The organism is Streptomyces sp. NPDC102462, from assembly GCF_044765425.1.
GTDB lineage: Bacteria > Actinomycetota > Actinomycetes > Streptomycetales > Streptomycetaceae > Streptomyces.
The window spans coordinates 86,529-97,762 of record NZ_JBIWKB010000020.1; the positions used below are offsets into that span (position 1 = coordinate 86,529).

The following is an 11,234-nucleotide window of genomic DNA, read 5'->3' on the forward strand; positions in this document are numbered from 1 at the left end:
CACGGTGTTCACAGTGTTCACGGCGTCGCGTCGAGCAGGTCGAGGGCGCTGTGCTGGCGCGCCGCGTCCACCTTGTCGACGGGCCCCGACCAGCGCAGCCCGTACTGGTCGAGGGCGTTGCGGTCGCCCGCCTGGGCGCGGTCCGCCTGGCGGCGCAGATAGGCCGTGTAGGGATGGTCCGGCAGCGCCGCGTTGAGCCGGCCGAGGCCCCGCACATGCGCGCCCTTGAAGGACGGCCCGTCGCCGCCGCAGTCGCCGTCCTCGCACGGGTCGCGCAGGATGCCCTCCGCGGTGTGCAGCGAGGGGGCCGTGGTCGCCGCGTCGGCGATCTGCCGGGCGCGGGTGAGCAGGGCGCCGTCGCCGGTGGCCCGGTGCAACTCGGTGAGCGCGCCGAGCAGCACGCCCTGGTTGTACGACCAGACGGCCTGGCCGTTGTTGCGGCAGGTGGACAGGTCGATGCCGTCGTTGACCAGCTGGGAGCCGTTGATCATGCCGGTGCCCTGGAACCAGGACCAGCCGGCGCGGGCCCGGTCGAGATACGTCGTGTCGCCCGGGATCCGGTTGTGCAGGGCCGCGCTCAGCTGGATGTACAGGGAGTTGGCGATGGCGTTCTTGTAGGTCCGCGCCGTGCTCCACCACACACCGCCGCCGCAGGTGCCGTCCCAGTACGCGGCCATGTGGTCGGCGTCGGCGCGGGCGGTGTTCAGATAGCGGCTGTCGCCGGTCAGGTCGTAGGCGGCGATCCAGGCCAGTCCCCACCAGCCGGTGTCGTCGATGTACTCGTTGCGGAACTGCCCGTCACGCGAGTTCACGTTCAGGTCGTAGGTGCGGGAGACCGCGTAGGCGTAACTGCCCATGCCGGTCACCCGGATGTTGTCGATGACGGCGGTCAGGGCGTTGGCCGAGTTCCACCAGCCGGTGGTGTCGAACAGGCCGGTTCCGTAGTTGTAGAAGGTCATCAGAGCGGTGGCCGCCGCCGTGCGCCGCTCGCCGGCGTTCCAGGTGGTGCGGGCCCACGGGGTGCACGCGATCTCGGCGCGGTCCCCGGCCCTGCCGCAGGCGCGCAGCGCGCCGACGCCGTGGTTGTTCCAGTCGTCCACGTTGTACATGAGCGTGCGCCAGTCGCGCCGGCCGTCCGGGACGGCGGTGGCGCCGAGCCTGCTGCCCGCACTCCAGGTGCGGCCGCCGTCGAAGGAGCGGTCGAGCCAGACCTCGTCACCCGGGCTGCCGTTGCCGATGGACGCCCAGCCCATCGCGTCGGCGTCGTCGAAGTGGAGGACGACCGACCGCCCGTACAGGGTCGCGGTGACCGGGGTCCGGTCGCCCGGGGAGAGGGCGGGGTCACGGGCGTCGCAGTACCGGTTGCAGACGGTCGCCGCCACGGTGGCGCTGGCGGCGGACGCCGGGCGCGGGGCGAGGGCGGCGAGCAGCGCCAGAGCGAGCGCCGCGGCCGGGCGGCGCAGGCCGCGCGGTGGTCGCAGGCCGAGGCGTGGTGCGGGAGTCATGGGGCCTCCCCGTCGGGACGTGCTGCGGTGTGCGGGATATGAGAGCGCTCTCGGACGGTAGTGAGCGGCGGGCCGGGCGTCAACGGGACGCACACGTACGGGAGTTGAAGAAGAACCCGGTGAGCGTGGCGGGGCGCGTGCGTGCCCCGGCGCCCGGGATGCCAGGCGCGCCGCTGGATGGGCCGTGCTATGCCATCGGTCGCCTGCGGCACCATCGTGGCTGGTCGCGCAGTTCCCCGCGCCCCTTCAGGGCGCCGGCGAACCGCGGCGGACTTCACCGGACCTGCTTGGAGAGGGAGCAACCATGAACGACTCGTACGCCGTCGCCGAACCGGCGGCCGGCCGATGACCGCCGGCATCGACACCCCCGACCGCCGGGGCCGCACCGGCCTCGACCGGACCGGCCTCGACCTCACCGGCAACCCCCGTGTCAGGGTGCGCGAGGTGGAACTCCTCTCCAGCCACTGGTACGTCGAACGCGCCACCACCTTCGACTTCCGCCGCGCCGACGGCACCTGGAGCACCCAGCAGCGCGAGACGCACGACCGCGGCAACGGAGCCACCCTGCTGCTGTACGACGCCGAACGGGCGACCGTGCTGCTCACCCGGCAGTTCCGCTTCCCGGTCTACGTCAACGGCCACCCCGACGGCATGCTCATCGAGACCCCGGGCGGACTGCTCGACGACGAGGACGAGCACCCCGAGGTCGCCGTGCGGCGCGAGGCGGTGGAGGAGACCGGGCACACCGTGGGCGAGGTCCGGCACGTCTTCGACGTCTATATGAGCCCCGGCTCGGTCACCGAACGCGTCTCCTTCTACGCCGCCGCCTACGGTCCCTCGACCCGCACCCACGAGGGCGGCGGTCTTCACGAGGAGGGCGAGGACATCGAGATCCTCGAACTGCCCTTCCGCCGGGCCCTGGAGATGATCCGCACCGGCGAGATCGCCGACGCCAAGACGATCATGCTGCTCCAATGGGCGGCGCTGGAAGGGCCGTTCGCCGCCGCTTGACTTGAAGAGCGCTCCAGGCATGAGACTCCGTTGCACGCACCCGACATGCCGGGTGCGTGGAACGGAGGGACACCCATGAAGTACCGCACCATCGGCTCCGATCCGGCCACCCGCCGCCGGGTGAGCGTGCTCGCGCTCGGCGCCATGCTGTTCGGCTCGCGGACCGACGAGAAGACCTCCTTCGCCGTGCTCGACCGCTATGTCGAGGCCGGCGGGAACTTCATCGACACCTCGGACAACTACGCGTTCTGGGAGGACGGCGGCCAGGGCGGGCAGAGCGAGGAGCTGCTCGGCCGCTGGCGGCGCAGCCGGGGCGTCGGCGACGAGATCGTCATCGCGACCAAGCTCGGCGCCCGGCCGCTCGCCCCCGGCACCAGTTATGTCGACAACCCCGAGGGCCTGTCGGCGAAGGTGATCCGCGAGTCCGCCGAGCGCAGCCGCGAACGCCTGGGCGTGGCGAAACTCGACCTGCTCTACGCGCACATAACGGAGCCGACCGTGGAGCTGCGGGAGACCGTCGAGGGGTTCGCCGCGCTCGTCGCCGAGGGCACCGTCGGCCTGCTCGGCGTGAGCAACCACGCCGTGTGGCGTGTGGAGCGGGCCCGCGCGCTGGCCGCCGGGGCGGGCCTGCCCGGCTACGAGGTCCTTCAGTACCAGCACAGCTACCTCAGGCCGCGCACCGACGTGCCCAGCGACCTGTTCCCGGACGGCTCTCTGGGCGGCACGGACGCACAGCTGATCGACTATCTGCGGGCCGAGCCGGAGCTGACCCTGGTCGCCTACTCGCCGCTGCTGACCGGCGCGTACACCCGGGCGGACAAGCCGCTGCGGCCCGACTACGACCACCCGGGCACCCCGGCCCGGCTCGCGGCCCTGCGCGATGTCGCCCGGCAGACCGGCGCGACCCCCAACCAGGTGGTGCTGGCCTGGCAGTTGGGCGGGCCGCTGCCCGTCGTCCCGCTCGCCGGTGCCTCCTCGGTGGCCCAGCTGGAGGAGAACCTGGCCGCCGTGGACCTGGAGCTGACGGCGGAGCAGCGGGCCCGGCTGGACGAGGCCCACTGAGAGGCGTGCTACCGGTGCCGGATCAGCCCTTGTCGGAGCCCAGGGTGAGCCCGTTGACGATGTTCAGCGCGGAGGTGATCGGCATGTTCTCCCCGGTCGAGATGACAGCGGCAGCGTGATCTGCCAGTACAGCCGCCACACCGAGGCCCCGTCGACGGGCGCGGCCTCGGTCAGCTCCTGCGGCAGCGAGCATCACAGCCGCATGTCCGGCCGGCGTCAATAGGCCAGGTCTCTCCTGCCCGAGACGTGACCGACCCGCACGGGACCGCCCGGAAGGCTCCTGAACTGCCGCAGGCCGACCAGCAGTTGGCGGTCGAAGGGGGCGCCGGGTCGGCCGGTCGCGGACGCGGGCCGTGGCGAGCGCCGCGTGCTCATCGTGATCAGATCGTAGGGCGTGACCGACTCGGTCGTGCCTGATGCTCCCTAGGCTGTCCTCAGGGTCGGGGTCCGACGCCTTCCAGGTGGAGGACCCGGCGGGTCACGCTGTCCACGGTTTGTAATTACATTCGGACCTGATTGTGAAATGATGTCTTAACAAAGTATTGACAGCAGGCGCGTCAGGCACTTGGATCCCGTCCCAGCACACACCGCACAACGACCCGGACCGCCCCGGTTCAGGGACCCGGATCCTCGCGGATCCCTCCCTTTCCCCGGTAGCACAGTGAGGTGCAGGAAAGATGGACCGCTCTTCTCGCTCCCGCTCCCGCAGACTGGCCCCCGTCGTGGCCGTCGCCGCCGCGGCTGCGCTGGCTCTCGCAGGCTGTTCCAGCAGCTCCGGCGGAAAGAAGGCCGACGAGGGAGGGTCGGGCGCCTCCGCGGGCAAGGCCACCACTCCCCGGATGACGGTCGCCCTGGTCACCCACCAGGCCCCGGGCGACACCTTCTGGGACATCGTGCGCAAGGGAGCCGAGGCGGCGGCGGCCAAGGACAACATCAAGCTCGTCTACGCGCACGACCCGAACGCCGGCGCCCAGGCCAACCTGGTGCAGAACGCCGTCGACCAGCACGTCGACGGCATCGCCGTGACCCTCGCCAAGCCGGACGCCATGAAGGACGTCATCGCCAAGGCGAAGGCCGCGAACATCCCCGTGGTCGGCCTCAACTCCGGTGTGAGCGACTGGAAGAAGCTCGGGCTGCTGGAGTTCTTCGGCCAGGACGAGAGCGTCGCCGGCGAAGCGCTCGGCAAGCGGCTGAACGAGGAGGGCGCCAAGAAGGCCGTGTGCGTGATCCAGGAGCAGGGCAACGTCGGCCTCACCCAGCGCTGCGACGGCGTGAAGAAGACGTTCTCCGGCACCACGGAGACGCTGTACGTGAACGGCACCGACATGCCGTCCGTGCAGTCGACGATCACCGCCAAGCTGAAGCAGGACAGAGGCATCGACTACGTCGTCGCCCTCGGCGCCCCCTACGCCCTGGCCGCGGTCCAGTCGGCCGGGGACGCGGGCAGCAAGGCGAAGATCGCCACGTTCGACCTGAACAAGGACCTGACCGGCGCCATCTCCAAGGGCACGATCCAGTTCGCGGTGGACCAGCAGCCGTATCTGCAGGGCTATCTGGCGGTCGACTCCCTGTGGCTGTACAAGAACAACGGCAACTACAGCGGCGGCGGTGAGCAGCCGGTGCTGACCGGGCCCGCCTTCGTCGACAAGTCGAACGTCGACAGGGTCGCCCAGTTCGCCGCGAAGGGCACCCGGTGATGAGTATGACCCAACAGGCTGAGCCGGCGGTCGGCACACCGCCGGGCCCCGGCCGCAAGGAGAGCGACGGCCGCACCGCCGAGCGCCCCCTGGTACTGCGCATGCTGGCCCGCCCGGAGGTGGGCGTCTTCCTCGGCGCGCTGGCCGTCCTCGTCTTCTTCCTCGTCGCCGCGCCCGCGGTCCGCCAGGGCAGCTCGATGGCCACCGTCCTCTACCAGTCCTCGACCATCGGCATCATGGCCCTGCCCGTGGCCCTGCTGATGATCGGCGGCGAGTTCGACCTCTCCTCCGGCGTCGCCGTGGTCTCCTCGGCGTTGACCGCGAGCATGCTCAGCTACCAGCTGACGCTGAACGTCTGGATGGGCGTGATCGTCGCCCTGATCGTCTCCCTCGCCATCGGCGCGTTCAACGGCTGGATGGTGGTCAGGACCGGACTGCCCAGCTTCCTGGTCACCCTCGGCACCTTCCTGATCCTCCAGGGCCTCAACCTCGCCGTGACCAAGCTGGTCACCGGCAACGTCGCCACCGACGACATCAGCGACATGGACGGCTTCGACCAGGCGAAGAAGATCTTCGCGTCCTCCTTCGACATCGGCGGCGTCCAGGTGAAGATCACCGTGGTGTGGTGGCTGGTCTTCGCCGCCCTGGCCACCTGGGTGCTGCTGCGCACCAAGTACGGCAACTGGATCTTCGCCGTGGGCGGCAACAAGGACAGCGCCCGCGCGGTCGGCGTCCCCGTCGACTTCACCAAGATCACGCTGTTCATGGCGGTCGGCTTCGGCGCCTGGTTCGTCGGCATGCACCAGCTCTTCGCCTTCAACACCGTGCAGTCCGGCGAGGGCGTCGGCCAGGAGCTGATCTACATCGCCGCGGCGGTGATCGGCGGCTGCCTGCTCACCGGCGGTTACGGCTCCGCGATCGGCCCGGTCTTCGGCGCCTTCATGTTCGGCATGGTGAACCAGGGCATCGTCTACGCCGGCTGGAACCCCGACTGGTTCAAGGCGTTCCTCGGCGTCATGCTGCTCGGCGCCGTCCTCATCAATCTGTGGGTCCAGCGCACGGCGACCCGGAGGTGACCCGATGACCAGCGACACGACCGGAACCCACGGCGCCGTCCTCCAGGACGCGCCCGACGAGAACGCACCGCTCGTCGAACTGCGCGGCGCGGGCAAGTCCTACGGGAACATCCGCGCCCTGCACGGCGTCGACCTCACGGTGCACCCGAGCCGGGTGACCTGCGTCCTGGGCGACAACGGCGCCGGCAAGTCCACCCTCATCAAGATCATCTCGGGGCTGCACCAGCACACCGAGGGCGACTTCCTCGTCGACGGGCGGCCGGTGCGCTTCGGCACCCCGCGCGAAGCCCTCGACGTGGGCATCGCCACCGTCTACCAGGACCTGGCAACCGTCCCCCTGATGCCGGTGTGGCGCAACTTCTTCCTCGGCTCCGAGATGACCAAGGGCCCCTGGCCGGTCCGCCGCCTGGACATCGCCCGCATGAAGCAGACCGCCGACCGGGAACTGCGCAACATGGGCATCGTCCTGGACGACCTGGAGCAGCCCATCGGCACGCTCTCCGGCGGCCAGCGCCAGTGCGTCGCCATCGCCCGCGCCGTCTACTTCGGCGCCCGCGTCCTGATCCTGGACGAGCCGACCGCCGCACTCGGCGTGAAGCAGTCCGGTGTCGTCCTGAAGTACATCGCCGCCGCCCGCGACCGCGGCCTCGGCGTCATCTTCATCACCCACAACCCGCACCACGCCTACATGGTCGGCGACCACTTCAACGTGCTGCGCCTCGGCACCCTCGAACTCAGCGCCGAGCGCTCGAAGATCACCCTGGAGGAACTGACCAACCACATGGCGGGCGGCGCCGAACTCGCGGCCCTCAAGCACGAACTGGCGCAGGTGCGCGGTGTCGACGTGGAGGAGCTTCCCGAGGCGGGCGATCTTGCCGCGCCGTCCGCGGACTCCCCCGAACAGACGCCCTGACCATGGCGAACGCCCCCGACCGCATCCGAGTCGGGGGCCCCGACTTCTGGGGCGAACCGCCCGCCGCCGCACCGGAGTCGGAGCCGGTGCCGGCCGGCGCTCAGCGACTCGGGCGGAGCTGTCCGCGATCCTCGGATGAGGACGTGTACCCGTGCGAGCCGGACGGGCCGCAGCCCAGCGCACGCGCCGGCTCCCGCGCACGCGCCGGCTCCCGCGCCCGTGCGGGCGAGAGCCCGCGGGCGCGCCGGCGCGTCCGGCCTCGGCGCCGTCCTTCCGGACCGGCTCTTCGGCCCCGGGCGGGAACCCGCGGCCCGCCGCACGCGTTCACCCGGTGCAAGGGTGTGCACACCAGGAACCGGCACGACGGGGAGGACCGGGATGACACACACGAGAGCGCAGCAGCAGATGCCGGACGCGACGGCCGAGGCCGCCCTGCGCCGCTCCCGCTTCGGCACGCTGCCGCGGCGTATCCACCCGCGGGACACGGTGGAGACGAACCAGGCCACGCCCCGCGACCCCGCCCGGGACGCCTACCACCCCGACGACTGGCTGGTCCGCTACTGCCTGTGAGCCCCCTCGGGCACGGCCGGTGGCGGGCGGCGCATCGTCGCCGGGGCGGTGCGGCCCCCCTCAGGCCGTGCGGACCTCCTCGACCGTCACCGGACGGTGCTCGCGCAGGGACAGCGTGCAGGCCTCCGCGATCCAGCCGGCCTCCAGGGCGTCCGCGATCGTGCACGGAGAGGGCCGGCGGCCGGCCACGACCTCGGTGAACGCCGTCAGTTCGGCGCGGTAGGCGTCGGTGAAGCGGTCCATGAAGAAATCGTGCGGGGGGCCGGCAGGGAAGGTCACCCCGGGCTCGACGGAGCGCAACGGGAGCTTGTCCTCCAGGCCGACGGCGATGGAGTCCCGGAAGCCGTGCAACTCCATGCGGACGTCATAGCCCCGCGCGTTGTGGCGGCTGTTGGAGACCACCGCGATGGTGCCGTCGTCCAGCGTCAGGATCGCACCGGTGGTGTCCGCGTCGCCCGCCTCCTTGATGTAGTCGGCGCCCCGGTTGCCGCCCACCGCGTACACCTCGGTCACCTCGCGGCCGGTCACCCAGCGGATGATGTCGAAGTCGTGCACGCTGCAGTCGCGGAAGATGCCGCCGGAGGCCGCGATGTACGCGGCCGGCGGCGGGGCCGGGTCCAGCGTGGTCGAGCGGATCGTGTGCAACGTGCCGAGTTCACCGCCCTGCACCGCGGCCCGCGCGGCGACGAAGCCCGCGTCGAAGCGCCGGTTGTAGCCGATCTGGACGGGCACGTCGCTGTCCGCCACGGACCTGAGCACCGCCACACCCTCCGCCATCGTGCGGGCGACGGGCTTCTCGCAGAAGACGGGGACCCCCGCCTCGACACCGGCCAGGATCAGGGCCGGATGGGCGTCGGTCGCCGCCGCCACGACGAGGCCGTCCACACCGGCGGCCAGCACCGCCTCGGGTGAGTCCGCGACCTGCGCCCCGAACCGCTCGGCGGCGGCCTTGGCCGCGTCCGCGAACGGATCGGCGACGACCAGGGACTCGACCGCGTCCAGTGCGGCCAGTGTCTCGGCATGAAAGGCCCCGATACGCCCGAGCCCAAGAATTCCCATACGCATAAACGTGCAACTCCTAGATACAGAGCGCCCCGAAGGGGCGCGGGGAACTGCGCGACCGGCCACAACGCCGCCGCACCCGACCGACGACAGGTGGCGCCCCAAAGGGGCGCGGGGAACTGCGCGACCAGCCACAATGCCTGCCGCACCCGACCGACGACAGACGACAGACGGCGCCCAACGGCCGAACCAGCGGAGCGCCTAGTCCAGGCCGCCCAGGACGTTCTGGTCCCAGTCGATCACGGAACCGGTCACCACGCCGGACCGCTCGGACAGCAGGAACACCACGAAGTCGGCGATCTCGTCCGGCTGGCCGAGCTTGCCCATCGGCAGCCGGGCCGCGGCCTGCTCGCGCCAGTCGTCCCCGGCGCCGTGGAAGGTCCGCTGCGTCGCGTCCTCTCCCTCGGTGGCCGTCCAGCCGATGTTCAGGCCGTTGATCCGGATCCGGTCCCAGCGGTGGGCGTGCGCCGCGTTGCGGGTCAGACCGATCAGGCCCGCCTTGGCGGCGACGTACGGGGCGAGGAACGGCTGACCGCCGTGCGCCGAGGACGTGATGATGTTGACGATCGTGCCGGGCGCCTCGCGCGCCACCATGTCGGCGACCGCCGCCTGCATGGCGAAGAACGGCCCCTTCAGGTTGATCGCGATGTGCGCGTCGAACAGGTCGGGCGTGGTGTCCAGCAGGGTGCCGCGCGAGGTGAGCCCGGCCGAGTTGACCAGGCAGTCGACCCGGCCGTACGCGGCGACCACCTCCGCCACGGCCGCCTTGGCCTGCTCGGCGTCGGCGAGGTCGGCCCGCACGTACCGTGCCTTGCCGCCCGTCGCCGACAGCTCGGCGACCAGCGCCTCGCCCGGCTCGGGGCGCCGCCCGGTCACGGCGACGGTGGCCCCCTCGCGGACGGCGGCCCGCGCGATGGCGGCGCCCACGCCCTGGCTACCGCCGTTGACGAGGACCACCTTGTCGTCGAGAAGTCCCATGATGTGCCTGCCCCTTCAGCTCTCGTACGCTCTTCGTCCGCCCTCGGCGGCTTTCATCGGCCGTCGCCGGTGTGAGCCGGCGTTCATCGGCTCGCGCGCCGCTCGGCGCCGGCCCGCAGCCCGTCCCGCAGGGCCTGCGGGGTCCACTCCTCGCGCACCGCCCGCCGTACCAGGTCCGCCTGGCTGGGCGGGGCCAGGCCGTCGAGCGGCGGGTCGCGGTCGAGGTTGGTGGGGAACGGGTAGCCCTCGGCGCTCGCCGCGATCACCCGGTCCAGCCACGGCTCGCCCACGCCCTCGGCGCGCCGCTTCAGCAGCACCGGGAAGACCGCGTTCACCACGGCCTGCCGGTCCACCGTCTCCATCGCCCGGCCGAACGCCGAGGACACCTGGAGCAGGTTGGCCATGCGCCGCACGTCCGCGGAGCGGTTCGCGCCGGCGGCGTGGAACAGCGCGGGGTTGAAGAAGGCCGCGTCGCCCTTGGCCAGCGGGAGCTGGACGTGGTGCTCCTCGAAGTACGCCCGGAACCGCGGAAGCCGCCAGGCCAGATAGCCGGGCTCGTACCGCTGCGAGTACGGCAGATACAGCGTCGGCCCCGACTCGACGGGCATGTCGCAGTGGGCGACCGCGCCTTGGAGGGTCAGCACGGGCGAGAGGCGGTGCACATGCGCCGGGTAGGCGGCGGCGACCTCACCGGTGAGGAAGCCCAGGTGGTAGTCGCGGTGCGGGAACTGGGCGGCGCCGCCCGGGTTGACGACGTTGATCTGCGAGGTGACCTGGTAGCCGGGCCCGAGCCAGGCCGTCGAGACGAGGGCCAGGATGTCGTTGGCGTAGTAGTCGGCGAACGCCTCCGGGTCGGCCGGCGCCGCCTTCTCCAGGGCGTTCCACACCCGGTCGTTGGTGCCCGGCGCGGCGAAGTGGTCGCCGGCCGGCGCACCCGCGGCCCGCTGCTCGGCGATCAGCGCGTCGAACACGGCGGTGGCCCGGTCCACGACCGAGGTGTCGGGGAAGGCGCCCTGGAACACCACGACGCCGGGCCCGTCGGTCAGCGCGCGGACCAGTTCCGCCGCGACCTTCCGCGCGTCGTCGGCGGCGCGCAGCCGGGCGCTGTCGTAGACGAGGACGTTCTGCTGCACCGCCGAGGCGTGCGGATAGTCGGCGAGGCGGGTGGTCCGCCCGACGAGCGCACGGAACGCGTCGAGATCGCAGTCCCGTTCGGACAGCCAGGCACGGCCTTGCGCGGCGGTGACGGACATCGGCGTCCCTCTTTTCGGTCACGGGGCTGACGTGGTGGTGCCATTCTTGTCAGTACAAACCCCTCGAACAACCAGCAGGCAGCCATCAAAAACCCCTCACCGAGCCG

The 11,234-nt window shown here is 71.5% G+C and carries 11 protein-coding genes and 1 pseudogene; 6 read left to right on the forward strand and 6 right to left on the reverse strand.

The window, feature by feature from the left end; genetic code table 11:
* Positions 1-17: 17 nt before the first annotated feature.
* On the reverse strand, positions 18-1,505 hold the full coding sequence (locus tag ACIRFL_RS19265) for a glycoside hydrolase family 76 protein (RefSeq protein WP_404029792.1): 1,488 nt from the start codon (positions 1,503-1,505) through the stop codon (positions 18-20).
* Positions 1,506-1,850: 345 nt separating this feature from the next.
* On the opposite strand from ACIRFL_RS19265, the gene ACIRFL_RS19270 reads away from it, so the two are divergent.
* Positions 1,851-2,516 carry an NUDIX domain-containing protein gene (locus tag ACIRFL_RS19270; protein ID WP_404029794.1) on the forward strand — a complete coding sequence of 222 codons (666 nt, stop codon included), beginning with the start codon at positions 1,851-1,853 and terminating at the stop codon, positions 2,514-2,516.
* A 75-nt stretch (positions 2,517-2,591) separates the two neighbouring features.
* Positions 2,592-3,578, forward strand: a complete 987-nt coding sequence (locus ACIRFL_RS19275) for an aldo/keto reductase (RefSeq protein WP_404029796.1) — start codon at positions 2,592-2,594, stop codon at positions 3,576-3,578.
* A gap of 49 nt (positions 3,579-3,627) precedes the next feature.
* Here ACIRFL_RS19275 and ACIRFL_RS19280 read toward each other — a convergent pair.
* Positions 3,628-3,767: pseudogene (locus tag ACIRFL_RS19280) on the reverse strand (carbohydrate ABC transporter permease); the annotation flags it as partial.
* 27 nt (positions 3,768-3,794) lie between these two features.
* The gene (locus ACIRFL_RS19285) at positions 3,795-3,953 is read right to left on the reverse strand and encodes a hypothetical protein (protein ID WP_404029798.1); all 159 of its coding nucleotides are present in this window, start codon (positions 3,951-3,953) and stop codon (positions 3,795-3,797) included.
* A gap of 302 nt (positions 3,954-4,255) precedes the next feature.
* On the opposite strand from ACIRFL_RS19285, the gene ACIRFL_RS19290 reads away from it, so the two are divergent.
* The 4 genes from ACIRFL_RS19290 to ACIRFL_RS19305 all read left to right on the forward strand — a co-directional run bounded on the left by ACIRFL_RS19290 (position 4,256) and on the right by ACIRFL_RS19305 (position 7,834).
* Positions 4,256-5,275, forward strand: a complete 1,020-nt coding sequence (locus ACIRFL_RS19290; protein ID WP_404029799.1) for a sugar ABC transporter substrate-binding protein — start codon at positions 4,256-4,258, stop codon at positions 5,273-5,275.
* Positions 5,275-6,351 carry an ABC transporter permease gene (locus tag ACIRFL_RS19295; RefSeq protein ID WP_404029801.1) on the forward strand — a complete coding sequence of 359 codons (1,077 nt, stop codon included), beginning with the start codon at positions 5,275-5,277 and terminating at the stop codon, positions 6,349-6,351. Before ACIRFL_RS19290 ends, ACIRFL_RS19295 begins: the two co-directional genes overlap by 1 nt.
* 4 nt (positions 6,352-6,355) lie before the next feature.
* On the forward strand, positions 6,356-7,264 hold the full coding sequence (locus tag ACIRFL_RS19300; protein ID WP_404029803.1) for an ATP-binding cassette domain-containing protein: 909 nt from the start codon (positions 6,356-6,358) through the stop codon (positions 7,262-7,264).
* Positions 7,265-7,642: 378 nt separating this feature from the next.
* On the forward strand, positions 7,643-7,834 hold the full coding sequence (locus ACIRFL_RS19305; RefSeq protein WP_404029805.1) for a hypothetical protein: 192 nt from the start codon (positions 7,643-7,645) through the stop codon (positions 7,832-7,834).
* A 60-nt stretch (positions 7,835-7,894) separates the two neighbouring features.
* Here the strand turns inward: ACIRFL_RS19305 and ACIRFL_RS19310 are convergent, their stop codons facing one another.
* The 3 genes from ACIRFL_RS19310 to ACIRFL_RS19320 all read right to left on the reverse strand — a co-directional run bounded on the left by ACIRFL_RS19310 (position 7,895) and on the right by ACIRFL_RS19320 (position 11,127).
* The gene (locus ACIRFL_RS19310; protein WP_404029807.1) at positions 7,895-8,899 is read right to left on the reverse strand and encodes a Gfo/Idh/MocA family oxidoreductase; all 1,005 of its coding nucleotides are present in this window, start codon (positions 8,897-8,899) and stop codon (positions 7,895-7,897) included.
* Between the two features lie 198 nt (positions 8,900-9,097).
* The gene (locus tag ACIRFL_RS19315) at positions 9,098-9,874 is read right to left on the reverse strand and encodes an SDR family oxidoreductase (protein ID WP_404029808.1); all 777 of its coding nucleotides are present in this window, start codon (positions 9,872-9,874) and stop codon (positions 9,098-9,100) included.
* Positions 9,875-9,957: 83 nt separating this feature from the next.
* A complete protein-coding gene (locus ACIRFL_RS19320; RefSeq protein WP_404029810.1) occupies positions 9,958-11,127 on the reverse strand; it encodes a phytanoyl-CoA dioxygenase family protein in 1,170 nt (389 codons plus the stop codon).
* Positions 11,128-11,234 lie beyond the last annotated feature (107 nt).

Coding starts and splice junctions, on each gene's coding strand:
- ACIRFL_RS19265 (WP_404029792.1), bottom strand. CDS start 1,505: ATGACTCCCGCACCACGCCTCGGCCTGCGACCACCGCGCGGCCTGCGC.
- ACIRFL_RS19270 (WP_404029794.1), top strand. CDS start 1,851: ATGACCGCCGGCATCGACACCCCCGACCGCCGGGGCCGCACCGGCCTC.
- ACIRFL_RS19275 (WP_404029796.1), top strand. CDS start 2,592: ATGAAGTACCGCACCATCGGCTCCGATCCGGCCACCCGCCGCCGGGTG.
- ACIRFL_RS19285 (WP_404029798.1), bottom strand. CDS start 3,953: ATGAGCACGCGGCGCTCGCCACGGCCCGCGTCCGCGACCGGCCGACCC.
- ACIRFL_RS19290 (WP_404029799.1), top strand. CDS start 4,256: ATGGACCGCTCTTCTCGCTCCCGCTCCCGCAGACTGGCCCCCGTCGTG.
- ACIRFL_RS19295 (WP_404029801.1), top strand. CDS start 5,275: ATGAGTATGACCCAACAGGCTGAGCCGGCGGTCGGCACACCGCCGGGC.
- ACIRFL_RS19300 (WP_404029803.1), top strand. CDS start 6,356: ATGACCAGCGACACGACCGGAACCCACGGCGCCGTCCTCCAGGACGCG.
- ACIRFL_RS19305 (WP_404029805.1), top strand. CDS start 7,643: ATGACACACACGAGAGCGCAGCAGCAGATGCCGGACGCGACGGCCGAG.
- ACIRFL_RS19310 (WP_404029807.1), bottom strand. CDS start 8,899: ATGCGTATGGGAATTCTTGGGCTCGGGCGTATCGGGGCCTTTCATGCC.
- ACIRFL_RS19315 (WP_404029808.1), bottom strand. CDS start 9,874: ATGGGACTTCTCGACGACAAGGTGGTCCTCGTCAACGGCGGTAGCCAG.
- ACIRFL_RS19320 (WP_404029810.1), bottom strand. CDS start 11,127: ATGTCCGTCACCGCCGCGCAAGGCCGTGCCTGGCTGTCCGAACGGGAC.